This window comes from Sphingomonas vulcanisoli (assembly GCF_011761305.1).
GTDB lineage: Bacteria > Pseudomonadota > Alphaproteobacteria > Sphingomonadales > Sphingomonadaceae > Sphingomonas_I > Sphingomonas_I vulcanisoli.
The window spans coordinates 41,041-67,747 of sequence record NZ_JAAOZC010000005.1 but is presented as its reverse complement, the minus strand read 5'-3'; the positions used below and the strand labels follow the sequence as shown (position 1 = coordinate 67,747).

General features: G+C 65.2%; 22 protein-coding genes. 14 read left to right on the top strand and 8 right to left on the bottom strand.

What is annotated here, in order from left to right:
- Positions 1-40: 40 nt before the first annotated feature.
- The 5 genes from FHS31_RS10865 to FHS31_RS10845 all read left to right on the top strand — a co-directional run bounded on the left by FHS31_RS10865 (position 41) and on the right by FHS31_RS10845 (position 5,340).
- A complete protein-coding gene (locus FHS31_RS10865; RefSeq protein ID WP_167073428.1) occupies positions 41-589 on the top strand; it encodes a hypothetical protein in 549 nt (182 codons plus the stop codon).
- 119 nt (positions 590-708) lie between these two features.
- Entirely contained in the window at positions 709-1,563 is an 855-nt protein-coding gene (locus FHS31_RS10860) for a class I mannose-6-phosphate isomerase (protein WP_167073427.1), read from the top strand.
- A gap of 161 nt (positions 1,564-1,724) precedes the next feature.
- Positions 1,725-3,050 carry a capsule biosynthesis protein gene (locus FHS31_RS10855; RefSeq protein WP_167073426.1) on the top strand — a complete coding sequence of 442 codons (1,326 nt, stop codon included), beginning with the start codon at positions 1,725-1,727 and terminating at the stop codon, positions 3,048-3,050.
- Positions 3,047-3,826 carry an SDR family NAD(P)-dependent oxidoreductase gene (locus tag FHS31_RS10850; RefSeq protein WP_167073425.1) on the top strand — a complete coding sequence of 260 codons (780 nt, stop codon included), beginning with the start codon at positions 3,047-3,049 and terminating at the stop codon, positions 3,824-3,826. Before FHS31_RS10855 ends, FHS31_RS10850 begins: the two co-directional genes overlap by 4 nt.
- A gap of 8 nt (positions 3,827-3,834) precedes the next feature.
- Positions 3,835-5,340: an LTA synthase family protein gene (locus tag FHS31_RS10845; RefSeq protein WP_167073424.1), complete on the top strand. Its 1,506-nt coding sequence runs from the start codon at positions 3,835-3,837 to the stop codon at positions 5,338-5,340.
- On the opposite strand, the gene FHS31_RS10840 is transcribed toward FHS31_RS10845, so the two are convergent.
- The gene (locus tag FHS31_RS10840; RefSeq protein ID WP_167073423.1) at positions 5,324-6,103 is read right to left on the bottom strand and encodes a metallophosphoesterase family protein; all 780 of its coding nucleotides are present in this window, start codon (positions 6,101-6,103) and stop codon (positions 5,324-5,326) included. The two genes, FHS31_RS10845 and FHS31_RS10840, sit on opposite strands and share 17 nt — an antisense overlap.
- Before the next feature lie 467 nt (positions 6,104-6,570).
- Here FHS31_RS10840 and FHS31_RS10835 point away from each other — a divergent pair, with 467 nt between their 5' ends.
- From FHS31_RS10835 to FHS31_RS10815, 5 genes are read left to right on the top strand one after another with little or no spacing between them, the layout of a single operon-like run.
- Complete coding sequence (locus FHS31_RS10835; RefSeq protein ID WP_167073422.1) at positions 6,571-7,770, top strand: FAD-dependent oxidoreductase; 1,200 nt, start codon at positions 6,571-6,573, stop codon at positions 7,768-7,770.
- Between the two features lie 10 nt (positions 7,771-7,780).
- Complete coding sequence (locus FHS31_RS10830) at positions 7,781-8,539, top strand: maleate cis-trans isomerase family protein (RefSeq protein WP_167073421.1); 759 nt, start codon at positions 7,781-7,783, stop codon at positions 8,537-8,539.
- A gap of 9 nt (positions 8,540-8,548) precedes the next feature.
- Positions 8,549-9,463: a polysaccharide deacetylase family protein gene (locus FHS31_RS10825; protein ID WP_167073420.1), complete on the top strand. Its 915-nt coding sequence runs from the start codon at positions 8,549-8,551 to the stop codon at positions 9,461-9,463.
- Positions 9,460-10,611: an FAD-dependent monooxygenase gene (locus tag FHS31_RS10820; RefSeq protein WP_167073419.1), complete on the top strand. Its 1,152-nt coding sequence runs from the start codon at positions 9,460-9,462 to the stop codon at positions 10,609-10,611. The genes FHS31_RS10825 and FHS31_RS10820 overlap by 4 nt, the downstream gene beginning before the upstream one ends.
- Positions 10,608-12,107, top strand: coding sequence for an aldehyde dehydrogenase family protein (locus tag FHS31_RS10815; RefSeq protein WP_167073418.1), 1,500 nt, complete (start codon positions 10,608-10,610; stop codon positions 12,105-12,107). Before FHS31_RS10820 ends, FHS31_RS10815 begins: the two co-directional genes overlap by 4 nt.
- On the opposite strand, the gene FHS31_RS10810 is transcribed toward FHS31_RS10815, so the two are convergent.
- From FHS31_RS10810 to FHS31_RS10780, 7 genes are all read right to left on the bottom strand, one after another.
- On the bottom strand, positions 12,102-12,812 hold the full coding sequence (locus FHS31_RS10810) for an IclR family transcriptional regulator domain-containing protein (RefSeq protein ID WP_243843415.1): 711 nt from the start codon (positions 12,810-12,812) through the stop codon (positions 12,102-12,104). The two genes, FHS31_RS10815 and FHS31_RS10810, sit on opposite strands and share 6 nt — an antisense overlap.
- Positions 12,813-12,984: 172 nt before the next feature.
- On the bottom strand, positions 12,985-14,094 hold the full coding sequence (locus FHS31_RS10805) for a zinc-binding dehydrogenase (RefSeq protein ID WP_167073416.1): 1,110 nt from the start codon (positions 14,092-14,094) through the stop codon (positions 12,985-12,987).
- Complete coding sequence (locus FHS31_RS10800; protein ID WP_167073415.1) at positions 14,091-14,957, bottom strand: isocitrate lyase/PEP mutase family protein; 867 nt, start codon at positions 14,955-14,957, stop codon at positions 14,091-14,093. The genes FHS31_RS10805 and FHS31_RS10800 overlap by 4 nt, the downstream gene beginning before the upstream one ends.
- 25 nt (positions 14,958-14,982) lie before the next feature.
- Positions 14,983-16,176 (bottom strand): CaiB/BaiF CoA transferase family protein, encoded by a 1,194-nt coding sequence (locus FHS31_RS10795; RefSeq protein ID WP_167073414.1) that lies wholly within the window; start codon positions 16,174-16,176, stop codon positions 14,983-14,985.
- Positions 16,173-17,069, bottom strand: a complete 897-nt coding sequence (locus FHS31_RS10790) for a hydroxymethylglutaryl-CoA lyase (protein WP_167073413.1) — start codon at positions 17,067-17,069, stop codon at positions 16,173-16,175. The genes FHS31_RS10795 and FHS31_RS10790 overlap by 4 nt, the downstream gene beginning before the upstream one ends.
- 24 nt (positions 17,070-17,093) lie before the next feature.
- On the bottom strand, positions 17,094-18,971 hold the full coding sequence (locus tag FHS31_RS10785; RefSeq protein ID WP_167073412.1) for a hydantoinase B/oxoprolinase family protein: 1,878 nt from the start codon (positions 18,969-18,971) through the stop codon (positions 17,094-17,096).
- A gap of 12 nt (positions 18,972-18,983) precedes the next feature.
- Complete coding sequence (locus tag FHS31_RS10780) at positions 18,984-21,032, bottom strand: hydantoinase/oxoprolinase family protein (protein WP_167073411.1); 2,049 nt, start codon at positions 21,030-21,032, stop codon at positions 18,984-18,986.
- 155 nt (positions 21,033-21,187) lie between these two features.
- Here FHS31_RS10780 and FHS31_RS10775 point away from each other — a divergent pair, with 155 nt between their 5' ends.
- Genes FHS31_RS10775 through FHS31_RS10760 form a run of 4 tightly spaced genes read left to right on the top strand, consistent with a single transcriptional unit; the run spans position 21,188 to position 26,661 of the window.
- Positions 21,188-22,693, top strand: coding sequence for an aldehyde dehydrogenase family protein (locus FHS31_RS10775; RefSeq protein WP_243843414.1), 1,506 nt, complete (start codon positions 21,188-21,190; stop codon positions 22,691-22,693).
- Between the two features lie 14 nt (positions 22,694-22,707).
- Positions 22,708-24,267 (top strand): FAD-binding oxidoreductase, encoded by a 1,560-nt coding sequence (locus FHS31_RS10770; protein ID WP_167073410.1) that lies wholly within the window; start codon positions 22,708-22,710, stop codon positions 24,265-24,267.
- A gap of 8 nt (positions 24,268-24,275) precedes the next feature.
- Positions 24,276-25,226 carry a VOC family protein gene (locus FHS31_RS16730; RefSeq protein WP_167073409.1) on the top strand — a complete coding sequence of 317 codons (951 nt, stop codon included), beginning with the start codon at positions 24,276-24,278 and terminating at the stop codon, positions 25,224-25,226.
- Positions 25,192-26,661 carry an NAD-dependent succinate-semialdehyde dehydrogenase gene (locus tag FHS31_RS10760; protein ID WP_167073408.1) on the top strand — a complete coding sequence of 490 codons (1,470 nt, stop codon included), beginning with the start codon at positions 25,192-25,194 and terminating at the stop codon, positions 26,659-26,661. Before FHS31_RS16730 ends, FHS31_RS10760 begins: the two co-directional genes overlap by 35 nt.
- Positions 26,662-26,707: the final 46 nt, after the last annotated feature.

The following is a 26,707-nucleotide window of genomic DNA, read 5'->3' as shown; positions in this document are numbered from 1 at the left end:
CGTGCATGATCCCCTCGACTTGCGAAGCGGGAGGGCAGCAATGGGTGAGCGTTTACGGCCGGCCGATGGCGCGATGTCGCTGGCGGAAATGAAGGAATTTGCCGGCTTTCCGGCCGCCACGCAGCGTTATATCCGCCGCTCGCTCGATATCGGGCTTTCGCGCAGCGATGCGATGGCGCGTTGGAGCCGTGACGTAGTCGAGGCGGCGAGCATCAAGGCGCAGGCGCGGATCTATTGCCGGCTCGATCATATCCGCGACGCCATCCCGGATGACAGCGGCCTCGATCAGATGGAGCCTTTCTTCACGCCATTGGTGACTATCACCGCTTTCGATCTGGGTCAGGGACGGCTCACCAGCTTTGCATCCTATCGCTTCCTTTATGAGCGGTTGATCGGGGGATCGGTGCGGCCGTGGTTGCCGGGCGCGTTCTGCGCTGCTGCAGCGTTGCCGCATCTACACCCCGAAAAGCGCCGGAGCCTGCTGCAATCGATCAGCGAAGCGGCTGCGACCGCGCCCGGCTGGTCAAATCGCGCGCCGAGTTTTTTCCCGGAATGGGTCGACAAGATCGAGGTTGCGCTGCCTAACTGATGGGGCTTCGTCATCCGGGAACACGTTCCGTGTGATCGGCGTGAGGCGGGAACGGGCGAGTACGGCGCAGCGTTCGGCCCGCAAGCGTTTCAGCACTGCATCGATCCGGAGCATCCAGCATGACTGCCATCCGTCTCACCACCAAGCGCGTCGAAAAACCGTGGGGACGGCGGGATCTCTGGCCGGCGTTTGAAAGCGTCGCCGAAGACGGCAATCCGGTTGGTGAAATCTGGTTCGAAGTGCCGGGCGAGCAGGACGGGACCACTGACGGCCCCGAACTGCTGATCAAATATCTTTTCACGAGCGATCGTCTCTCGGTGCAGGTGCACCCCACCGACGGGGAGGCGCAGAAGAAGGGTTATCCGCGCGGCAAGAGCGAGGCCTGGGTGATCTTGGATGCCGAGCCGCATGCCTCGATCGCGCTCGGCACGCTCGAGGTGATCAGCAAAGGACGGCTGCGCGAATCGGCAGAGGACGGCTCCATCGAGAAATTGCTCGATTGGAAGGCGGTGAAGACCGACGACAGTTTCTACACACCTGCCGGTACAATCCACGCGATCGGGCCGGGGCTGACGCTGATCGAGGCGCAGCAGAATGTGGACCTTACCTATCGCCTCTACGATTATGGCAGCGACCGCGAGTTGCATCTCGACGATGGCGTCGCAGTCAGTAATCCCGTGCCCTATGTCGCGCCTTACAAAGCGCACGATATCGCGCCCGGTCGCACAGTGCTGGCCGATGGCCCCGCCTTCGTGCTGGAGCGGTGGAAGGGCGCCGCCAGCACCGGTCTCAAAGGCGATGGCCGCAAGATCTGGCTCGTCCCCGTCGCAGGCAAAGGCACGATCGATGGCCAGAGCCTCGACGCTGGCAGCGCCTGGCTGGTCGATGGCGGTGCAGCACTCAGTCTGGAGGCGGATAGCGACATGGTCGTCGTCTATCCCAACAGCGGTGTTATCGAAGCCCTGCGCGGATGAGATTCGCGGATGCCGCTGATGGCTTTCGTATCGCCTCGGCGCGGAACTGAGAAAAAAGCGCCTTCCTGTCAGCAACTTGCCGCACTTGCGAAAGGCGGGCATAATTAGCAACTGGGTTGTAGCTTGTCGCCGTGCTGCGTCGCGTGCCAAAGGACCGAATAATGGGTGGGCAAGATACCAGGCCGGGAAGCGCAGGTGACGGCGAACAGCGCCGATTCCTGTTTTTGCAAGGTCTGGCGGGTCCATTTTTCTCGCTTCTGGGTCGCCGCCTGGCGGAGCATGGCCATGCCGTTCACCGTATCAATTTCAACGGCGGAGACCGCGTTTATTGGCGGCAGGGCCACGCCACCGATTATCGCGGCAATCTCGATCGCTGGCCGTCCTTCTTTTCGCGCTTCATTCAGGCGCGCGGCATCACCGATCTCGTGCTGTTCGGCGATTGCCGGCCGCTGCATAAGGTAGCGATCGGCATTGCCAAAAATGCCGGGCTGCAAATTCACGTCTTCGAGGAAGGCTATATCAGGCCGGATTTCGTAACGGTGGAGCGCGGTGGCGTGAACGGCCACAGCAGCCTGTGGCGCGATCCGGACGCCTATCTGCAGGCGGCGAGGAGCCTACCACCTCTCCCCGAATTTCCCGGCGTGCCCTCCTCCTTCGGTCGCCGCGCGCGCGAAGACGTCATCTACAATCTGTCGGCGATAGCGCTGCGGCCTTTGTTTCCCGGCTATAAGACGCATCGGCCGTGGAGTATCGTCACCGAATATGCCGGCTGGATACGACGGCTGATTGGCGCGAAGGGCGCGGCGTTACGGTCGCGGGCTGTGCTCGATCGGGTCCAGGCGAGCGGCAAGCGCTACTTCATTTTTCCGCTGCAGCTCGACGATGATTCGCAGATCCGCGTCCACTCCCACTATGGGGGCATCCAGCCTGCGATCGACGAAGTGCTCGACAGTTTTGCAGCACATGCGCCCGAAGACGTGCTGTTGCTGGTCAAGGGACATCCGCTGGACAATGGGCTGATCGATTGGGGCGATCGCATCCGCGACGGCGCGGCGCGGCGCGGCATCGCCGATCGCGTGCCCTACGTCGAAGAGGGCGATATCGATCAAATCGTGCGGGGGGCGGCCGGTCTGGTCACCGTCAATAGCACCACCGGAACGCTATCGCTGCGGCACGGCGTGCCGACGATCGTCTTGGGCCACGCCGTTTATGACGTGCCGCGGATTACGCACAGCGGCCCGCTGAGCCGTTTCTGGGCTTCACCCCAGCCGCCCGAAACCGAAGTGTTCGATGCGTTTCGCCGCGTGCTGATCGACCGCTGCCTTGTTCACGGTGGCTATTTCAGCGACGAAGGTCTGGAAATGCTTGTCTCGGGATCCGCAGCAAGGATCGAGGCGGCTGCGCCGGGCGCGGTGCAAGTGCGCGCCACCGCCGCCAAGCCCGAGATCCGCACCGCCATCGGCCGGGCCGCGCCCGCCAGGGGATGACCTACACCGCCAGTATCCTTGTGACCGGCGCATCGAGCGGGCTCGGCGCCGGGTTGGCGAAAAGCTATGCCGCGCCCGGCGTGCGGCTGGCGCTGACGGCCCGCGATGCGCAGCGGCTGGAGGCAACGGCGGCGGCCTGTCGTACGCAAGGTGCCGAGGTCGTTACTGGTCTGTTCGATGTCGCCGAAGCCGCGCCGTTAGGTGCCTGGCTGCTGGAGCAGGATGCCATCGCGCCCTTCGATATCCTATTGCCCTGCGCAGGTGTTTCGGCGGGCACCACGGTGGAGGGTGAGCCCGAGGGGCTCGAACTCGCGACGATGCAGGTTCGCGCCAATCTGCTCGGCACCATCAACACGATCGAACCGCTGCTTCCGCGGCTGATCGCGCGGAAGGCGGGCCGGATCGCGACGATCGCGTCTTCGGCGGCGCTGCGCGGGCTGGCCTACAGCCCGGCCTATAGCGCGAGCAAGGCGGGCGTTCGCGCCTACGGCGAGGGGCTCCGCGCGCTGCTCACGCCCAAGGGCATTTCGGTGACGGTGGTGGTTCCCGGCTTCTTCGATACGCCGATGACCGATCGCTGGAAGGGGCCGACCCCGTTCATTGTCAGCCTCGACAAGATGGTCAGCGTGATCCGCGCCGGCGTCGATCGCAAGGCGAAGCGTATCACCTATCCGCGTCTGCTCGCGCTTGGCCAGCAGGCGGCCGATCTGATGCCCGCCGCATGGGGCGACAAGATCATGCGCAATTTCCACTTCCACATCGAGCCCGGGCGCTGAGCGGGGCTTTGCTCCGTCTCGGCCTCGGCCTCTTTCTTGCCATCGCGACCTGGATCGGGCTGCGTCGGATGGTAAGCGCGGGCCGTGCGCCGTCGATCGGCGTGCTGCTGCTCGACATTTGTCCGATAGCAACGGGGTTCGGCCTGTTCCTGTTCGGCACAGGGCGGCCGATTCTCGCCGGGATCGGGATCGCCGCGCTCGGCTTCGGGCTGGGACTGGCGGATACGATGAAGCGGCTGATCCTGAGAGAACCCGTGGTGTTTGCCGATCGCTCCGAACTGTTCGAGGTGATCCGCCATCCGCGCTTCTATCTGGCTTTTATCGGCACCGGTTTCATGGTGGTGGGCGCAGGGCTGATCGTGGCGCTGGTGCTAGCGCTGGCATGGGCGGAGCCACCGCTATGGGCTGTCACGACTTGGGGCACGCTCATTCGGATCATACTGGCTGCGATTCTTGGCCGCCTCGCATTCGTGCTGCCGTCACGGCCACCGCTGTTGCAGCCGCTCCGGCGCCGCTACGAAAGCTGGGCGCCGAGTCGCGATCCGGAAGTTGATATCGGTCGCTTTGGCCTGCTCGCCACGGTCATCATGCACGCAACCATCGCGCGGGCCGAGCGCCCCGCGCGCCGGGCGGCAGTGATTGCGCGGGGGTTACCTTCGCTGCGTGCCGGCCAGGGGCCGATCATCCTCTGGCAGGCCGAAAGCTTCGTCGATGTGCGGCGGCTTTCGCCCGATCTCTCCGATCGTCTGCCGAACATTGCGCGGCTGAGCGCGGAGGCGCGGCAACGCGGCTTGCTGGAGGTGCCCGCCTACGGCGCCAACACGATCCGCACCGAACTCGCCGCACTGGCGGGAATTGGGCCTGAGGATCTGGGGCTCGACCGCTTCAATCCTTATGACGCCTTTGCGCGGGCGCCGCTGCCGTCGATTGCCGCACAGGCGCGCGCAGCGGGCTATCACACCGTTTGCGTCCATCCCTACGACCTCAATTTCTACGCGCGTGACAAGGTGATGCCGGGCCTCGGTTTCGATCGTTTCATCGGGCTGGAGGCGTTTCGCGATGCCGAAACAGACGGCGGCTATGTCACCGATATGACGCTGGCGCGCTTCGTCGCTGATCTGGTTGCGAAGGATGGACCGGACCTTTTCGTCTTCGTCATCTCGATTGAGAATCACGGGCCTTGGGATGCGATGCACGACGGCCGGCCGCCGGCGTTGCTGCCTGCTGCCTGGGGCGATCTGCCCGATGCGGTCCAGATTGGGCGCTGGCTTCGTCACGTCGAGGCGGCGGACGGGGCGATGGCAGTGCTCCGCGCGGGCTTGGAGCAAGCCGGGCAGGGCTGGCTCGGCTTTTATGGCGATCACCATCCCAGCCTTTCCGGGCCGTTCCTGGCGCCGGGCGCTGCTGATGGCCGTACCGATTACTGGCTATGGCAATTGGCTGGCGCGCCCGGCGAGTCGATCGACATCGCCGCGGACGAACTGCCGGAGCGGTGGCTCAGCCTGATGCGCTGACGTCGGTGTGGAGCAGCCAGTGCTCAGTGCCCTCCAGCCCCAGCGCGGTCAGCCGATTGGTCTGATAGGCGCCGGTATCGATGCCGAGCCGATTGGCGCGCAATTCCGGCTCGTAGCTGATGCTGTGGCCGTGGACGATCATCAGGCCATGATAGCCGACATGTTCGAGGAATGGCTTGCGGATCCAGCGCAGTTCGGTGGGATCCTGCTCATCGATCGGCACACCGGGGCGGATGCCGGCATGGACGAAGAGATAATCGCCGATCTGAACGCGATCTTCCATCCGCGCGAGGAATTCGAGGTGCGCGGGCGGTACAGCTTGGTTGAGGCGCGCGACCAAACGCTCTCCGACCAGCGTTTCGAACACTTCGCGCTCCAGCCCATAGCTGCGCATCGTCTGGACGCCGCCGATCCGCTCGAACAGGGATAGAGCGGCTTCATCGCCGGCGAGAGCTGCCAAAAAGACTTCCTCGTGATTGCCCATAATCACATGGAAGCGGGTTCCCTCGGCTGATAGCGCGATCGCGCGCTGGACGACGCCTGCCGAATCCGGTCCGCGATCGATGAGATCGCCGAGCAGAATCAAGGTGGTGGGCATGGTCCCGCGTGTTTCGGCATCGGCGGCGATCCGCGCGAGCAGATCATCGAAAAGATCGGCGCGGCCGTGAATATCCCCAACGGCATAAACCCGCTCCCCCGGCGGGATCGCCGGTGGCGCCTCGGGCTCGGCCTGGGCAGCTTTGCGGAAGAGCGAGGAAAACATCTGGTACATCTAGGAACGACACGTACGCTGCGCCAACACTTTAGCCTTGAAGACGTTTCGCTAGTGTTGTGGATGTGCTGTTGGGCATGAGGGCCTAATGCGGCGCAGCGCGGACCGCGTTGTAGCCGCCAGCGCATTGAGCATGATCGGCAATCTTAGGATTGAGTTTGGGGATGCCGCGCCTGCTGCGCGGCCGACCCGCAATCCGTTCTGCAGTCACGGCGCGCCCTTGCCCCTGAACGACCGCGCGGATCGGCGCCTTTCTCCGCACGGTGAAAGCGCATCGCGTTCGCGCGCTTTTCCTGTGGGCACCGAACCGGGCGCGATGCGCAATTTGCCCGTCTGACGAACAGATTCTTCGCTCATCCGGCGGCGCCGCCCCTGGCTGATAACTTTCGTCCAAGGGTCGGTCAGGCCTGTAAACCCGGCGGGAATTTCCCCCGCCGGCCGGGGAAAGACGCATTGTAATGATTAAAACACGCGTCCTAGTCGCGGGCGGCGGACCGGCGGGAGCCGTGGCGGCGTATCGACTGGCGCTGGCGGGGATCGACACGGTGCTCGTCGAAGCGCTTGCCTACCCGCCCGAGGATATGCGCGCATCGACGCTGCATCCGCCCACGCTCGACATGCTCGAGGAAATCGGCGTGCTCGATGAACTGGAATCGGTGGGCTTGCGCGCGCCTGCCTATCACTATCGCAACCGCCAGACCGACGACGTCATTGCCTTCGACATGGGCGAGTTGAGCGACATCTCCGCGCATCCCTATCGGCTCCAGTGCGAGCAGTTCAAGATTACCCGGCTCCTCACCGCCAAGCTCGATGCGCTCCCGGCCGGGCGCGTGCTGTTCCAGCATCGGGTGGTTGGTTATGATCAGGACGCCGACGGCGTGACCGCGCATGTCGAGACGCCGACCGCGATCGAGCACATCCGCGCCGACTATTTGATTGCCGCCGATGGCGCCGGATCCATCATCCGCAAGTGGACGGGAGCGAAATTCGAAGGCTTCACGTATCCAGAGCGCTTCCTGACTCTCTCAACCCGCTACCCGGTCGAGCAGCATTTCAGCGGGTTGGCGAGCGTCAACTATGTGTCCGATGCCGATGAGTGGTGTGTTTTGCTCCGCGTACCGGAATTCTGGCGCGTGCTCGTGCCGACCGAAAATGAGGTCTCCGACGCGACTTTGCTTTCCGACGCCAACAAGGACGCGGTTTTCGATCGGCTGACCGGCAACGGCGCCGCGGTGGAGACCAATCATCGCACGCTATACCGGGTGCATCAGCGCGTCGTGGACCGCTTCCGGCATGGGCGCGTGCTGCTGGCGGGCGATGCCGCGCACCTCAACAATCCACTCGGCGGGTTCGGGATGAACTCCGGTATCCACGACGTCTGGAACCTGACGACCAAGTTGCGGTCTATCCTGCAGGAGGGTGCCCCGGCGGATACGTTGCTGGATCAATATGATCGCCAACGGCGAACGATCGCCAAAAGCTTCGTCCAGACGCAGACCATCGAAAACAAGAAGGCGATGGAAGCCCGCGATGCCGACGGCGCCAGCGATGCCGAGCGGCGCATGGCCGAAATCGCCAACGATCCCGAGCGCCGCCGCGGATACCTGCTGCGGCAATCCATGTACGAGAGCATGGCCCAGGAAGCCGAAATCGCTTGAGGAGCAGCACATGGTAGATTCGCTTGGGCCTCGCATGAAGTTCGCCGTGGTCGCGCCTTCGACCAACACCAGCGTTGAGCCCGAATATGCAGCGATGCAGCCGCGTGGCGTGACCAATCATTTCTCGCGCATCGCCATTCCAGATACGAAGGTGACGGACGACGACAGCTTCATGGTGATGCTGCAATCGATCCGCGACGCGACTTTTGACGCGGTTGACGTCTCCATGTCGATGGAGCCCGGCTGCGTGATCATGGGCATGTCGGCGGAAACGTTTTGGGACGGGGCCGAAGGCGCCGAACGCCTGCACAAGAAGATGGTGGAGCGCACCGGCGGCGTTCCCGTCATCATGGGATCGACCGCGGTCGATGCCGCGATCAAAGCCTATGAGCAGCACGGCAAACCGATCCGCAAAATCGGCATCATCACGCCCTATATGCCGGTCGGCGACCGCAACGTGCAGAAGTTCTTCGAGGACCAGGGGTATGAGGTGGTCAACCTGGTCGGCCTCAAATCACCATCGCCGATGCTGATCGCGCATGAATCCAAGAAAGTGCTCAAGGATGCCGCGATCGCGGTGAGCGAAGGTGTCGACGCGATCATTCAGGCGGGCACCAACCTCGCCTTTGCCGAGGTCGCGGCGATCGCCGAATTCTGGCTCGAGAAGCCGGTGATCGCGATCAACACCGCGACCTACTGGCATGCCCTCCGGACAATGGGCATCACGGATCAAATGGATGGCTTCGGCACGCTGCTGAGCAAATATTGAGAGCATCTGATGGATTACGATTACATTCCGCTTCCTGCCCGTCAGCCGCTCAAGTGGCCGAACGGCGCGCGCGTCGCGCTGATCCTGACATTCAACCTGGAAACCTGGGATCTGACCAAGGACACGACCAAGCCTTATTATGCCGGCGGCCCGGCCATCCTTCCCGATATCCTGCCTGGCAACGTGCCGGATTTCCCCAATTATAGCTGGCGCGAATATGGCCAGCGGGTCGGTATCTGGCGGCTGATCGAGCTGTTCGACAGCCTTGGCGCAAAGGCGAGCTGCACCACCAACGCCGTCACCTTCGAGCGCCGGAAGGCGATGACCGATGTGGTGCTGGAGCGCGGCTGGGAGTTGCTGACCCACAATTGGGAGCAGGGCGAGCTGCTCACCGATTTCGCCGGCGATCCGGCGAAAGAGCGCGAGATCGTGCTACGCACGTTCGACCAGTTCGAGAAATATACCGGGCGCAAGTCGAAGGGCTGGCTGTCATCCTCGCTGCGGAGCACGCTGCAAACCGCGGACATCCTCGCCGAATATGGCTGCACCTTTTACTGCGACATCATGAACGACGATCAGCCCTATCTGCTGCGCACGCCGCACGGGCCGATCGTATCGGTGCCATATTCCAACGAGATCAACGACTTCACCTTCATTACCCGTAAGAACTTCACCACCGATCAGTTCGCGCAGGCGCTGATCGAAGAACTGGACGTGCTGTACGAGGAAGGCGCGACCACCGGGCGGATCATGAATGTCGGTATGCACCCGCACGTCTCGGGCCGCGCGCACCGTATCCGCGCGATCCGCGAGTTCATTCAGCATGCGCAATCGCTGCCGGGTGTGTGGTGGGCGACGCGCGAAGAGATTGCCGACTGGTATCTTGCCAACCACGAAAGCCACATCCCCAACCAACTGGGATGAGCCGCACCGAGCGAGTCACCGTTGTCGGCGGCGGCATCGGCGGGATGACCGCCGCCGTCGCGCTGGCGCAGGCAGGCTTCGCGACCACGTTGCTGGAGGCGGCTCCGGCCTTCGGCGATATCGGGGCGGGGGTCACTTTGTCTCCCAATGCGATGAAGGGCCTGGACCATATCGGCGTGTGCGAGGCCGTCGCGCGCGCCGGGGTCGAGCCGACGCGCCAGCGCGTCCAGCATTGGCAGGACGGGCGCACGTTGGTGCCGATCGAGCGCAAGAGCGCGCGGGAGAAATATGGCGCGCCTTATGTGACGATCCACCGCGCCGACCTTCATGCGATCCTCGTTGATGCGGCGGAGCGCGCCGGCGTCCGGTTGATGACCGACGCCGCCGTCGTCGCCACGGAGGGAACGGCAGCGATTCTGCATGACGGACACCGGATCGAGGGTGACGCGATCATCGGCGCCGATGGGCTGAAATCGGTCGTCCGCCGCCGCTTCGAAGCGGTAGCGGCGCAGTTTACCGGCCATGTCGCATGGCGGGGGCTGGCGCCGGTCGATGCAGCGCTCGCCGACCTGATCGATCCGCCGGGCATCCATATCGGTCCCGGGCGGATGGTAACGCGCTATCCGGTGCGGGGCGGCACTTTGCTCAACATGGTGTTCTTCGCGCGACAGGATGGCTGGACCGAGGACGGTTGGCAGATCCCGGCGACGGTGCAGGACTTGCGCGAGACCTTCGCCGGCTGGTGCGACGAGGTGCAGCGGATGATCGAGGCCGCAGGGCAGGGCCCGCTGTTCAAATGGGCGATCAACGCCCGCCAGGCGCTGCCCGATTGGACGATTGACGGCAATGTCGCCTTGCTGGGCGATGCGGCGCACGCGATGACGCCGTTCCTCGGGCAAGGCGCGGCGTGCGCGATCGAGGATGCGGTGGTGCTCGCGCGGGCGCTCGAGGCATCGCCTTCGGTAGCGGAAGGCTTCTCGCGCTATGTCGGCGCGCGCAAGGAGCGGGCGAGCTTCATCCAGGCCGAATCCAACGCCAACGCCGATCGGATGCAGCGTGCGGAGACCGCCTTGTTCGGGCTGGGCGAGATGCGCGACGAGGAATCGCTCGGCCTGTTCGACTATGATGGCAGGACCGTGCCGGTATGATCCCGGCGTTCGATGGCCACGACATCCTGCCCGAGACGCGGGCGTTTCTGGCCCAGTCCCACCGCCTGTTGATCGACGGCGCCTGGGTCGATGGATCGGATGTGCTCACGACGCGCGACCCCGCGACCGGACTGCCGCTTTGCGAGGTCGCGATCGGCGGCGCGGATGAGATCGATCGCGCGGTCGCTGCCGCGCGCCGCGCGTTCGATGGGCCATGGTCCCGGCTGACCGCCGCGGAACGCACCGCGCTGCTGCACCGCTTTGCCCGCGCGATCGAAGCCAATGGCGGTCTGCTCGCCGAGTTGGACATTCTCGACAACGGCATGCCGCGCTTCATCGCCGAATTGACCGTCGCCAACGCTGTCGAGATGGTCGATTATTATGCGGGCGCGATCCTCCGCATCGAGGGTACGACCACCGCTCCGCCGCGCCATGTTTCAGCGGAGGGCGAGGCGCTAACCTATACGCTGCGCGAGCCGGTCGGTGTCGCCGGGCTTATCGTGCCGTGGAACGTTCCCTTCTCGACCTTCCTCCTCAAGGCCGCGCCGGCACTGGCGGCAGGCTGCACGATCGTGGTCAAACCCTCGGAAGAGACGCCGCTGTCCGCGCTGCTGATGGGGCAATTGCTGCTCGACAGCGGTTTTCCGCCCGGGGTCGTCAACATCGTCAACGGCTATGGTGCCGCCGCCGGCGCCCGGCTGGCCGAGCATCCGGACGTGGACAAGATCAGCTTCACCGGATCGACCGCGACAGGCCGGCGCATCGTCCAGGCGGCGACGGGCAACCTCAAGAAGGTCAGCCTCGAGCTCGGCGGCAAGTCGGCGGTGGTCGTGCTGGCTGATGCCGATCTCGATCGCGCCATCCCGGGTGTCGCGATGGCGACCTTCTTCCTGCAGGGCCAGAATTGCATGGCCGGCACGCGGATCTTCGCCGCCGACGCGATCCATGACAGGCTGGTCGAAGGACTGGCGGCATTCGCGCGAGGGCTGACGCTCGGGCATGGGCTGGATCCGGCGACAACACAGGGCCCGATCATTTCCGACGCGCAGGCCGCCAAGGTGATGGGCTATATCGATGCCGGCCGCGCTGCCGGCGCGTCGCTCGTAACCGGCGGCGTGCGGCTCGATCGACCGGGCAACTTCATTCCGCCGACGATCTTCACCGATGCGACGCCCGATATGAGCATCGTTCGTGAAGAGATTTTCGGCCCGGTGATGACCGTCCAGCGGCTGACGACCGACGATCTCGATGCCATTGCCCGGCTTGCCAACGATTCGCCGTTCGGTCTGTCGGGCAGCGTCTGGACGACCAGCCTGTCGGCCGCGCACAAACTCGCTACGCGCATTCGTTCGGGCCATGTCTCGATCAACACGCACGGCGCGGTCGGCACCAACATTCCATTCGGCGGCTATGGCCAATCGGGCTGGGGCCGCGAATTCGGCCGCGAAGGAATCGACGCCTATCTCGAGACCAAGGCGGTGACCGCGCGGCTATGATGCGTTGATGGCGGTCCCGCTCAATCCATCCGAAATGCGCGCTGCGGTGTCTTTCAGGTCGCCGAGATAATTCTCCAGCGCGGCTTCCAGCTTCATGGCGCTGACGAAGAAGACCATCGTCATGGCCGCTTCGAACAGGCCGTTGAGGAAGATCGGCACGGCGATCGAGGACGTCTTGCCCGGCGTGAGATTGAAGTGATTGCGCCCCTGTACCGCATAGCCCTGCTGCCGGATCTTATCGACATCGAGACTGGCCTCGGCCGTGGCAAGATAGTCGAGATCGATTTCCTGGCTGACGCGCATCCAGCGCAGGATCATCAGACGATCCTCGTCCGGCGCGAACGCCATCGAGAGCTTGCCCGATGCGCTGTCGAGGATCGGCAGCGTGAAGCCCGGATAATATTGTTCGAATGTCAGCGAGGTGTTGGCGTGCGTGCTGTCGCGAAGCATCATGTTGCGCCCCACGCGGATCGCGATCGACACCGGCCAGCCGACCCGCGTGGTCAGCGCCAGAATGTGGGGCCTGGCGACGCTGACCAGCCGATCGTCATGCTGGAAACCGTGGCTGAGCGTCTGGACCATGGCCGTCGGCCGGTAGCGCTTGCGCGACGGCTCCTGCTCGATCAGGCCCTCATACAGCAGCGTCTGGACGATCCGACAGGCCGTGGGATAAGGGACCTCGGCCGCCTTCGAGATTTCCATCATCGAGAGTGATCCGCTTCGGTTGATCGCCTTCAATGCCGCGATCGAGCGGGTGATGGAGCGGATCGGTACGCCTTTTTCCAACCTTGCAACCTCCGGTTCCCCGGACGGTAAGCAATTTGTCCAAAAACGGCAATAATTATCCGACAGTCAGATAAACGAGCGTCAGTCGTCTTTATGGCACCACGACTTGCCGAATTGCCGCGCCAGTCGCCAGACGATCCATCAGCCCGTTGATCTCGCTGAGCGGGCTGATTGATGTGAGCAGCCGCTCGACAGGAAGCCGCCCCGCACGCCACAGGGCGACATAGCGCGGAATATCCCGCGAGGGGATCGACGAGCCCATATAGCTGCCCGCCAGCGTCTTGCCTTCCGCGACGAGCGACAGTGCCGGGATGCTCAGCATCTCGCCGGGGTTGGGCAGGCCGACGGTTATGATGCGGCCGCCTCGCGCCGCTGCGGCGTAGGCTTGTGCCAGCACCGCGGCTTTGCCGACCGTTTCGATCACCACTTCGGCCTTGGACAGGTCACTCGCCTCTTCGGGCGCGACCGCGCGCGCGGCACCCAATTCGAGCGCCAGCGCCCGCTTTTCGGGCGACGGATCAACTGCCGTCACCGGCTGAGCGCCCGCCGCCAGCGCGCCGAGCAACGCCGCCAACCCGACACCGCCGAGGCCATAGATCAATACGCTCTCGCCGGGCCGAACCGCCGCGGTGTTCATCACCGCTCCGACCCCGGTCAGCACCGCGCAGCCGAACAAAGCCGCCGTCTCCGCCGGAATATCGCGATCGATCTTCACCGCCGATCGCCGGTCCACCACTGCATGGTTGGCAAATGCCGAAACACCGAGGTGGTGGTGGACGTCGCACGATCCGTCATGCAGGCGCCGTCCGCCGCGCATCAACCGGCCTTCGCCGTTGGCAGCGGCGGCGTTGGGGCACAGATAGCCCCGCCCGCTCGCACAGGCGACACATTCACCGCACGCCGGCAGGAAGACCAGCACCACCTGATCGCCGACCCCGAACTGCGCGTCATCGGCATCGCCGGTTGCGAGCACGGTCGCCGCGGCCTCGTGCCCCAGCGCCATCGGCATCGGGCGGGGCCGATCGCCGTTGATCACCGAAAGATCGGAATGGCAGATGCCAGCGGCATCGATCCGCACGAGCAATTCGCCCGGGCGGGGCGGATCGAGCGTCAGCGTCTTGAGCGCCAGTGGCGCCGAGTCCGCATAGGGCACGCTGGCCTCGCCCGAGGCGGACAGGACAGCGGCGGTGATCTCGGTCATCGCGCCCCGTCCTGGCCCCACTTCTTCTCGAAGTCCCACACTTCCTGGAACCCGATCAGCCCACAGAATTCCTTGAAGTCGAACACATCTCCCGGGTTGCCGTCGCCGGTTTCTTTGAGCGTGCGCAGCGCGCCCTCCATCGCTTTTGCCGCGATCAGACTGGTCAGCGCGGGGAAGATCGCGACGGAGAAGCCAAGCTCAGCGAGCCTGGCGGTGCTGAGGATCGGCGTCAGACCGCCGGTCGCCATATTCGCCATCGTCGGCAGGGTGAGCGCGTCATTGGCGCGGCGCATCTCCTCTTCGCTCTCCAGCGCTTCGACAAACAGGATATCCGCGCCGGCCTCGCCATAGGCTTTGGCGCGCGCCAGCGATCTCTCGAACCCCTCGCCCTGCCGGGCGTCGGTGCGGGCGATGATCAGGAAATTATCGTCACGCCGCGCATCCACCGCAACCTTGATCTTATCGACCATATCCTCAAGCGGAATGACGCGGCGGTACGGCGTGTGCCCGCACTTCTTGGGAAATTCCTGATCCTCGAGCTGGATGGCGGTGACGCCCGCTTCCTCATAGCCGCGCACGGTATGATGGACATTGAGCAGGCCGCCATAACCGGTATCGCCATCGGCGATCACCGCGGCGTTGGAGGTCTTGACCAGCGTCGCCATGCGGTCGAGCATCTGCGTGAAGGTCGCAATGCCGGCATCGGGCAATCCGCTGGCTGAAGCGGTGAGCCAATAGCCCGAGCCATAGACGATATCGAAGCCGACCTTGTTGGCGACAACCGCGGTGATCATGTCTTGAATGCCGGGTGCGGCAATGAATTCGCCGCGGGCGAGCTTCTCGCGAAGGATCGGATTGGCCATCAATAATTATTCCTCAAATCTGGCGTCAGATTGCGCCGGACGCACGCAGCCGGTCGAGCTCAGCCGCATCCATTCCCAGCAGGCTGCCATAAACGGCGGCATTGTCCTGGCCGACGCTCGCCGGGGCGAGTGAACGGATCGCGCTGGGGGTTTCGGACAGCTTGGGCACGGCATTCTGCATCTTGAACTTGCCCCAGCGCGGGCTGTCGACCTCGACCAGCGCCTCCCGGGCGGCAAATTGGGGATCGGCGAGCATGTCGGCGGCGCCATAGATACGGCCCGCGGGCACGCTGTGCTCGATCATCAATGCCTCGAGCGCTTCAACCGTCAGCGTCTGCGTCCAGTCGCCGATCAGGGCGTCGAGCTCAGCCTGATGGCGTCCGCGCGCCAGATGGGTGGCATATCGTTCGTCGGTCGCGAGCTCGGGCCGGCCCATCGCCTGCGCGAGCCGGGCGAACACCGCATCCTGATTGGCGCCGATCAGATATTCGCCGTCACTGCACGGATAGACATTCGATGGGGCGACACCTTCGAGCACCGATCCGGTGCGCTTGCGCACATGCCCACCGATCATGAACTCGGGCACCAGGCTTTCCATGACCTGCAACACGGCTTCATACAGCGCCGAGTCGACGACCTGGCCCTTGCCGGTGCGTTCTCGCGCGTGAAGCGCCGCAAGCGCGCCAAGGCAGCCATAGGTGGCGGCAAGCGAGTCTCCGATCGAGACTCCCATGCGCGACGGCGCCCGATCCGGATCGCCGACGATCGCGCGCCACCCGCCCATCGCTTCTCCGATGCCGCCAAATCCGGCGCGCGAAGCATAGGGGCCTGTCTGGCCATAGCCGGACACCCGGACGATGATGAGGCGCGGGTTGATGGCGTGAAGCGCGTCGGGGCCCAAGCCCCATTTCTCCATCGTGCCGGGCTTGAAATTCTCGATCAGGATGTCGGCGTGCGTGATAAGCTTGCGGACGATCTCCTGCCCCTCCGCTACCCGCAAATTGGCCGAAACCGAACGCTTGTTGCGCGCCACCACTTCCCACCAGAGCTTCGCGTCGCCATGGCCCCAGTCGCGCATCGGATCGCCCTTGCCGGGCGGCTCCACCTTGATGACGTCGGCGCCCATGTCGCCGAGCAACTGTCCGCAAAAAGGCCCGGCGATGAGCTGGCCCAGCTCGATCACGCGAATGTCGGATAAGGCGCCTGGATTTTCGTTCATGCTGCTGTGCCTGTTGGGAAACCACCGGCGCGGCTGACCGCGCCGGGTAGGGGGCGCCCCATCTCATGTGTCAGCCAGCGTGCCGCATCGATGGTTTTGCCCAGGTCATAGCCATGCTCGATCCCCGAGCGGTCGAGCAGATAGATAAGATCCTCGGTCGCGATATTGCCCGTCGCGGCCGGGGCGAACGGACATCCGCCGATGCCGCCGAGCGAGGCATCGATCGTAGAGACTCCCGCCTGTACAGCCGCCCACGCATTTGCGATGCCCGTCCCGCGCGTATTGTGCAGGTGGATACGCACCGGCAACCCGGTCGCTGCGCGAACGCGCTCGATCAAGGTGCCGACGTCTTCGGGCACGGCGACGCCGATGGTATCGGCAAGAGCGATTTCGGTTGGCCCGGCGGCGGCGATCCGTTCGGCGAGCGCGACAACCCGATCGTGCGGGACCGCGCCTTCGAACGGGCAGCCGAAAGCCGCGCCAATCGTCGCCTGCGCGCGCCGTCCCTCGCTGCGGACGAACTGGATGACCTCGGCCGCCATGTCGGCCGATTCCTGCGATGTTTGCCCTTGGTTACGCTGGGCGAACGTGTCCGATGCCACCGCCACCGTGCCGACTTCCTGGACCGTCGTCGCCAAGGCCCGAAACGCGCCCTTCTTGTTCAGCACCAGCCCGATCGTGACGACGTTGGCCGGCAAATCGAGCACCGCGATCACTGCTTCCGTGTCGGCCATCTGCGGCACCCGGTCGGCGCGGACGAAGCTGGCCACTTCGATCCGCCGCGCGCCCGCCGCCACTGCATGATCGATCAGCGCCGCCTTCTGGGCGACCGAGAACAAGACGCTCTCATTCTGCAGCCCGTCGCGTGGCGCGACCTCTACGATCTCAACCATGATGCTGCATCCGCTTCGCCGCCGTCATTCCGCCGTGATCAGGGTCGGCTCCCATTGCGGTTGGCGGGGTGCGGGCAGGCCGGTTTCCGCCATGCAATTTGCGCGGAGCGTCGCGATATCCGGGCCATAATTGAAGGTCGGGATGTCATTGCCGCGCTTCGCGCGCAGTTCGCCGCGCAGCGCCTCGGTCGCCGCTTCGTCGACTGCGCCATCGACCAGTACCACGCCGTAGCGGCGCGCGCCGGCGACCGTGACCAGGCCTTGCTTCAGCTCCTTGGCCAAAAGCGCGGGATCGCGCGTTAGGGGATCGCCCCAGCCGCCGCCGCCCCAGGTGATAAAGTGCAGCCGATCGCCGGCTTCCACCGGGAAATCTTCAAGCTTGTTACCGACCACCTTCTCGGTGCCGTCGGCCTTGACGAGCACCTTGCGTGCCCGCGCGCCCGGCTCACCCCCGTTGACACCCCAGGGCGGCACGAACCAGCGGTCGTCATGGATCGCGATCATGCCCGGCCGTTCGAAGCGGTAGACCATATCGATGCCGTTACCGCCGCGGAAGAAACCCGCGCCGCCCGAATCCGCCACGGTCTCGTAGCGTTCGATCACCAACGGGAAATAGCGTTCGAGGAACTCGTTGGGGACGTTGGTGAAGTTGGGCCACAGCGAATGCCCGTCGGGGCCGTCGCCGAACGGGCGACCCGGAATGCCGCCGAAGCCGATCTGGAACAGCTGGAACCACTCGCCCCGTTCGTCGGTGCCTGAATAGAACAGGTGCGGCGACGACGAGAAGCCAGCAGCGCACAGGAATTCCGGCGTCTTCTGGCCGAGCAGGCCGCCGAGCACATCGAACAGCCGCCCGAGCGCATGGGTGCGACCCGATAGGGCCGCCGGGAAGCGCGGCTTGAGCAGCGAGCCTTCGGGGATGCGAACGTCGACCAGCGGATAATAACCGTCGTTGAACAGGATCTGCGGATCGAACACCATGATCATGTAGATGCCGAAGAACATCTTCATCATGTTTTCGTTGAGCAGGAAGTTGATCGATGCCTGGCTCTGCGGATCGGTGCCGTCAAAATCGAGGACGACGCGGCCGTTTTCGCGCCACATCGTGCATTTGATCTTATAGGGGCCGTAGCCCATGCCGTCGTCGCAGATATAATCCTCGAAGCTGACCTTCTCCTCGCTGACGGCGGTCTCGATCAGCTGCTTCATCGCGCGATAGTTGCGTTCGAGCAGCAGATCGGTGGCCGATGCGTAGACGTCGTCTCCGAAACGCTCGCACATTTCGATCACGCGCCGCGCGGCGACACGGCACGAGGCGATCAGCGCGTTGAGATCGGCCTTGCACCACGCCGGTGTGCGCGTCTGGTGCATCACCAGCTTGATCAGATCCTCGTTATATTCGCCTTTCTTCCAGATCTTGACGGGGGGAATGCGCACGCCTTCCTGGAAGATGTTGGTGGCATCGATCGGCATCGATCCGGGCACCTTGCCGCCAATGTCGCTCTGGTGGCCGAACATCGACGTGTAGGCGACCAACCGGCCGTCCTTATACACTGGCAGCAGCACCAGCCAGTCATTGCAGTGCGAGATGGCGCCGCCGACCGAATAGGGATCGGACAGGAAGATCATGTCGCCGTCCTCGACCGTACCGTCGAACCCTTCGAGGAACGGGCCGATATAGCTGCCGAACTGGCCGACGATCATCCGGCCCTGGGCATCGGCGATCAGCGGAAATGCGTCGCCCTGTTCGCGGATGCCAGGGGACATGGCGGTGCGGACCAGCGTCGCGTCCATCTCGATCCGCGCATTGCGCAGCGCATTCTCGATGACTTCAAGCGTGACGGGATCGATCGGCACCGTCTTGAACGGCGTGTCGTTGGCCTGGATGATCGTAGCGGGCATGGGTCGTGGTCCTCAGGCCGGATTGATGAGAATGTTGCCGACCGCATCGACGGTGCCGGTGCAGCCGGCTTCGATCAACGTCGTCGAATCCATTTCGATGACGATCGCCGGCCCCGCGAGCACGTCCTTGGCACGCAGCTTGGAGCGATCATAGATAACCGCGGGGCGCATCGCGCCATCGGCCCAGAGCTCATGATCGCGCAGCTTCGCGGCCTTGGGATCGCCGTCGCCTTCGGGTAGCGCCGGCGCGGGCAGATCGAGCGTTGGGCCCAGCGCGACCGCGCGCAGGTTCACCAACTCGTGTGGCGAATCCATGTTGAAGGTGAAAAGCCGCAGATGCTCCTCGTCGAAGCGCGCGGTAATCCCGGCGAGCCCATCCTTGGCCAGCGTTTCGGCATCGATCGCCAGCGGCACTTCGAACGCCTGACCTTCATACCGCACGTCGACCTCGAACAGCGATGTGATGTCGGCGTCGGCAATGCCTTCGGCGGCGAGTTCGGCGCGGGTCTGCGCGGCCATCTCTTCAAGGATCGTGCGGACCTCCGCCTCGTCGGTATCGCGGAAGCGGGTGGAGAAGCTGCGCGCGGTTTCGGTCCGCATCCGCGTCGTCGCGTCGCCGAGCGCGCACAGCACGCCGGGCGAAACCGGAGAAACGGCCGGCCAGCTTCCCATCAGCCGCGCGACCGCATTGACGTGGAGCGGGCCAGCGCCGCCAAACCCCATCAGCGCGAAGTGGCGCGGGTCATAACCCTGCTGCACCGAGATCATGCGCAGCGCGCCGAACATATTCTCGTTGACGATATCGATGATGCCGCGCGCCGCTTCCATAAGGCCGATGCCGAGCTTGTCGGCGATCGTCTGGACGGCGGCCTTGGCGCCTTCGCGGTCGAGCTTGAACGTGCCACCGAGCAGGGATTCAGGGAGATATCCGAGCACGACATTGGCGTCGGTCACGGTCGGCTCCTTGCCGCCCTTGCCATAGGCGACCGGACCCGGCACCGCGCCCGCGCTTTGCGGGCCGACGCGCAGCGCGCCGGTCAGCTCGGGAACATAAGCGATCGACCCGCCGCCCGCGCCCACAGTTTTCACGTCGAGCGAGGAGGCGCGCACCGCGAGATGCCCGACCTCGGTGGTGCGCACGCGGCGCGGATCGAGATTTTCGATCAGGGCGACGTCGGTCGAGGTGCCGCCGACGTCGAGCGTCAGGATATTGCGGATGCCCGCATTCTTGCCGACCCACAAAGCGCCGGTGACACCGCCCGCCGGGCCCGACATCAGCAGCGACACCGGATGCTCCTCGGATTTCTCCGACGACATCAGCCCGCCGTCCGAACGCAGCAGCGATAGCGATCCCGCCATGCCGGACTCGCGCAGCTTGCCGCGCAGAGCGCGCACATATTTGCCGACGATCGGCCGCACCGCCGCATTGGCGACGGTGGTCAACGTGCGCTCATATTCCTGCATCTCGGGCAGCACGATGTGGCTGAGCGACACCGGCACGCCGGGCAGGATCTCGGCGGCCAGCTCAGCGACGCGCGCCTCATGGGCGCCGTTGAGATAGGCGTTGATCAGGCTGACGGTCAGCGCCTCGATGCCCTGTGCCTTCAGCACTTCGAGCTGCGCGCGGATGTCGGCATCGTCGATCGGGCGGAGTTCGTTGCCCCGCGCGTCGATCCGGCCCTTGATCTCGACCGTGTCTTCCAGCTTCGCCAGCGGCTCGGGCTTGGGCCAGACGATCCAGCCGGCCAGGCCGCCGGGCACGAAACTGCGCGCGATCTGGAGGATCTGGCGATAGCCCTCAGTCGTCACCAGGCCGACCCGCGCGCCCTTGCCCTCCAGCACCGCATTGGTCGCGACGGTGGTGCCGTGGAGGAAAAACTCCACCTCGCTGGGGGTGATCCCGGCATCGGCGCAGATCGCCTCGACCCCGGTCAGGATGCCGACCGAGCTGTCGTGCGGAGTCGATGGCGTCTTGTGCCGCCAGAACGAGCCGTTGTCCTTGTCGAACAACAGCAAATCGGTGAACGTTCCACCGACATCCACACCAAGCCGATACGCCATGCCGTCCCCATGCTTGCCTGGGGCGCGCAGCCCCGGTCGCGGCGTCCATAAGCCAGCCCGGCCGCTGCCGCTTCGCCATGGCGGTCTCTATCCGCTGTGCGAATGTTGCCCTGTGGCGGATGGCCGCGCGGCCCGCGGAAGGCCAGACACGCGCCATGAAGGAGCCGCTTATGCCGATCGCCCGCCCCGCTCTATCCGCCGCCGCAGAGGCGTTTCTCGATCGTCGGGCGCGGGGTGAAGGCCTGCTGATCCATGGCACCTGGTCGGCCGCTGCGGCGACACTGGCGACGCTCGATCCCGCGACCGGCCATGAGAATGGCGTCGTGCCGCGCGCCGCTGCCAGCGACGTCGATGCCGCCGTCGCCGCCGCGCGCGCCGCCTTTCCGGCCTGGCGCGCGACGACGCCCGCCAAACGCGCGCGTATCCTCTGGGCGATCGCCGACCTGATCGAAGCCCATATCGACGAGCTCGCTGAGCTTGAGACGCTCGACCAAGGCAAGCCGCTGTTCGTTGGGCGCTGGGCGGAAATTCCGGGCGCGGCCGGCCAATTCCGCTTCTTCGCGGGTCAGGCGCAGGCGATCACCGGCGATACGATCCAGAGTTCGATCGATTATCAGCCGGCGGGCAAGCAGATGGCGACCTGGACCCTGCGCGAGCCCGTCGGCGTCGTCGCCGCGATCGTACCGTGGAACTCGCCATTGGTGCTGACCGCGATGAAGCTGGCTCCGGCGCTCGCGGCGGGCTGCACGATCGTGCTCAAGCCCGCCGAGGACACCTCGCTGTCGGCCCTCAGGCTCGGCGAGCTGATGATCGAGGCCGGGGTGCCGGCGGGTGTGCTCAACATCGTCACCGGCTATGGTCATGAGACCGGCGCCGCGCTCGCCGCGCACCGCCATGTCGACAAGGTCGCCTTCACCGGATCGACCGCCACCGGCCGCGCGATCCTCGACGCGGCCAAGGGCAATCTCAAGCGCGTCAGTCTCGAGCTGGGCGGCAAATCGCCCGCGATCGTGCTGCCCGACGCCGATCTTAGCCTCGCCATCCCCGGCGTCGCCAACGCGATCTTCTTCAACGCCGGGCAGGTGTGCATCGCCGGATCGCGGCTCTACGTGCATCGCTCGATCCACGATCAGGTGATCGAAGGCGTCGCGGCTTATGCCAAGGGTCTGATTTCCGGTCACGGCCTCGACCAGGCGACGCAGATGGGGCCGCTCGTCTCGGCCAAGCAGGCCGAGCGCGTCGCGGGCTTCGTCGCCGATGCCAAGGCGGCGGGCGCGACGGTGATCGGCGGCGAGCGCAGTGGCCATGCCTTTGTATCTCCCGCCATCGTTACCGACGTGAAGCCCGAGATGCCGATCGTTCGCGAGGAGGTTTTCGGCCCGGTACTGGTCGCGCAGCCCTATGACGATCTCGAGGAAGTGACCGCCGCCGCCAACGACAGCGATTACGGCCTCGCCGCGAGCATCTGGACCGAATCGCTATCCAGCGCCCACCGCCTCAGCGGCGCACTCCAGGCCGGCACCGTGTGGATCAATTGTCATGCGATGTATGATGCTTCGCTGCCGATTGGCGGGCTCAAGCAATCGGGTTGGGGCCGCGATTCAGGGCAGCAGGCGCTTGACTCGTATCTCGAATGGAAGACCGTTTGCGCGGTGATATGACCAAGGATGCCACCATGCTGACCCGTACCACGACGACTAGCCTGATCGACCGATTGCGCGATGCGGTCGGCGGTGCCGGCGTCAGCGATGCGATCGAGCATCGCGCTTTGATGGGCACTGACGTCTATCGCGGCGGCGGCTCGCCCGCGATCGTCGTACGGCCGGCGGATGTCGCGGCTCTGCAAGCGGCGGTGCGCATCTGCGCCGAAGCGGGCGTGGCGATGGTGCCGCGCGGCGGCGGCGCTTCCTATACCGACGGCTATCTGCTGGCGGGCGGCGGCCATGTGCTGATCGATACCGGCGCGCTGGACAGCATCCACATCGACAAGACCAACGCCACCGTCACCGTCGGCGCGGGCGTCACTTGGGCGGCGATGCGCGAGGCCCTCACGCCCCACGGCCTGCGGACGCCGTTCTGGGGCCCATTCTCCGGCCTGGTCGCCACCGTCGGCGGCAGCGTCAGCCAGAATGCGCTGAGCCATGGCAGCGGTGCGCACGGCATCTCTGCCCAGTCGGTGCTGTCGATCGATGTGGTGCTGGCATCGGGCGACCTGATGCGCACCGGCGCATCGGAGGTCATCCGCAACTACGGCCCCGATTTGACCGGGCTCTTTTGCGGCGATTGCGGTGCGCTCGGTATCAAGGCGGCGGTCACGCTGCCCCTGATCGCGGTGCAGTCCGCATCGGCCGATATCTCCTTCGCCTTCGCCGATTTCGCTGCCTTCGCCGAGGCCGGCCGGCTGGTGCAGCTCGAGGGGCTCGATGACGAGCATTTCGGGCTCGATATCGCGCTGTCGCAAGGTCAGATCGCGCGACAGGAGGGGGCGGGCGCCAAGTTGCGCGCCGCCGGCCAGATTTTGCGCGCCGCGCCCAATAAGCTTGCGGGCCTCGTGCAGCTCGCGCGGATGGGGATCGCGGGCGCGAACGTCGCGGCATCCGATGCCTATATGTGGCATTTCATGATCGATGGGGTCGATGCCACCGAAGCCGGGGCCAAAGCGAAGCGGCTGCGAGCGATCCTTAGCCGTTTTGGGCGCGAGATCACGAACAGCGTGCCGAGCTACGTGCGCGCCGTGCCCTTCGCGGCGCTGTTCAACATCCTCGGCCCCAAGGGCGAGCGTTGGGTGCCGATCCACGGCGTCTTGCCGCAGACCCAGGTGCTGCCCTTCCATGCCGCACTGACCAAGCTGTTCGCTGAACGCAAGGCCGAGATGAACCGGCTCGGGGTGTGGGTCGGCACGATGTTCTCGCCCGTAGGCTCGACCGGCTTCCTCTACGAGCTCGCCTTCTACTGGCCCGACGCGCGCACCACCTTTCACGATACGATCCTCGATCCCGCGCATCTCGCGAAGATTCCCGCCTATCCCGCCGCGCCGGAGGCCGCCGCCTTCACCGATCAGCTGAAGCGTGACGCCATCGCGCTCTATGCGGCGCACGATGCCGCGCATTTCCAGATCGGCCGCGCCTATCCCTATCGCGATCGGCTCAATCCCGCTGCGCTGGCGCTGCTGCGCGCGGTCAAGGCGCAGCTCGATCCGCAAGGGCTGATGAATCCGGGCGTGCTGGGCCTGTGACCTTGTTGGTGAGGCCGGGCTTCCAGGAGGTCGTCCACAGCGCCTTCGATATTGAGCGCCTTGCCGGGCCGCTGTGCGCGGTCGGCGGCTGGACCCGCACCGAACTGCCGGATGCGCCGCCCAAGCAATTCACCGCGTGGCATGTGCCGGAGGGCTGTACCCGGATCGAGCAATGCCTGCTCCATGCTCCGAACGATGAACGCGGCCCGTTGCGCATCGTCGTCTTCCACGGCGCCGAGCAGCGCGTGATGCGCTCAAGCCAGCATCTGTGGGACAGCGGCGGCCATTTCGATGTCGATATTTACAGCGACGATGCCGACGCGACCTACGCCAAGCTCCAGCGTCACGGCTGGACCGCCTTCCACGACAGCGCCGATTATGGCTTCGGCGAGCTGCAGGTCCGCGAAGTCATCATCATCGGGCCGGACGGCTTCGTCATCGGCCTGATCGAACGTCGCGCGCCGCCGCTCGACTGGCCCGAGGGGCTGGGCGCGATGACCCGCCAGTTCAATTCCTCGCAAGTGGTGCGCGACTATGACGCCTCCGCGGCTTTCTACCGCGACATCCTCGGCTGGAGCCCATTGTTCGAAGTCGTCGCGGACGGCGAAGGTGAACCCAGCCAGATCCTCGGCCTGCCGCTGCCGCACGCCGCCCCGGTCGAGCGCCGTGTCGGCATCTGGCATCCCGAGGGGAGCAATGACGGGTCCGTCGAACTAATCCAGTGCGCCGGCATCCGTGCGCGCGATTTCTCGGAGCTGGCCGTGGCGCCGAACATCGGCCTGCTGGCGCTGCGCTTTCCCGTTGAGGACGCAGCCGCATTGGCCGCCCAGATCGTAGAGCGCGGCTGGCCGCTCTACACGCCGCCGATGCGGCTCGATATCGCGCCTTATGGCCCGGCCACCCTGTTTTCGGTGCGGACGCCCGATGGCGCGATCCTCGAATTCTTCCAATTGGGATGATGCCTTGACCGATCTGTTGCGTGAAGCCTGTTTGATCGACGGCGCCTGGGTGACCGGCGACGCCTGGATCACTGTCGATAATCCCGCGACCGGCGAAACGATCGGCCGTGTTCCCAAGCTCGGCGCCGCCGAGACCGAGCGCGCGATCGCGGCGGCGGAAGCGGCGATGCCGGCGTGGGCTGCGGCTACCGCCAAGGAGCGCGCGACCGTGCTCCGCCGCTTCTTCGATCTGATGATGCAGCATCAGGACGCGCTCGCCGAGCTGCTGACCCGTGAGCAGGGCAAGCCGCTGGCCGAGGCGAAGGGCGAGATCGCTTATGCCGCCGGTTTCCTCGAATGGTTCGGCGAAGAGGCCAAGCGCGTCTATGGCGAGACCATCCCGGGGCACGCCGCGGACAAGCGCATCGTCGTGCTGAAGCAGCCGATCGGCGTCGTCGCCGCGATTACGCCGTGGAATTTTCCGGCGGCGATGATCACGCGCAAGATCGGCCCGGCGCTCGCCGCCGGCTGCGCTGTGGTCTTGAAGCCCGCCAGCCAGACGCCTTTCTCGGCACTGGCATTGGGCGTGCTGGCCGAAGAGGCCGGGTTGCCCAAGGGCCTGCTCAACATCATCACGGGCAGCGCGGCCGCGATCGGCGGGGTGCTTACGGCCAGCCCCGTTGTCCGCAAGCTGAGCTTCACCGGCTCGACCGAGGTCGGCGCGATGCTCTACGAGCAATCGGCGGCGACGATCAAGAAACTCAGTCTCGAACTCGGCGGCAACGCGCCGTTCATCGTGTTCGACGATGCCGATCTCGATGCCGCCGTGACCGGCGCGATCGCCTCCAAATATCGCAATGCTGGCCAGACCTGCGTCTGCGCCAACCGGCTATACGTCCAGGCCGGGGTGTATGACGCTTTCGCCGCCAAGCTGGTGAAGGCGGTCGAGGCGCTCAAGGTCGGCGACGGCATGGCCGAGGGTACCACCATCGGCCCGCTGATCGATGCGGCTGCGGTCGCCAAGGCCGAAGAACATGTCGCCGACGCCACCGCGCATGGCGCGACGGTTCTGACCGGCGGCAAGCGCAGCGACATTGGCGACCGCTTTTTCGCGCCGACCGTGCTCGCCGGGGTGACGCAGGAAATGCTCATCACCCGCGAGGAAACCTTCGGCCCGGTTGCGCCGCTGATCCGCTTCGAGACTGATGACGACGCGATCGCCCAGGCCAATGCCACGCCGTTCGGGCTAGCCGCCTATTTCTATGCGCGCGACCTATCGCGGGTGTGGCGGGTGGCCGAGGCGATCGAGGCGGGGATCGTCGGAGTCAATACCGGGCTGATCTCTACCGAGGTCGCGCCGTTCGGCGGGGTCAAGATGTCCGGCCTCGGCCGCGAGGGTTCGCGGCATGGCATCGAGGATTATCTCGAGATCAAGTACGTCTGCCTCGGGGTGTAAATCCTCGTCTGCGCGTCACCCTGCGGATGCTGCGCTGACGATAACG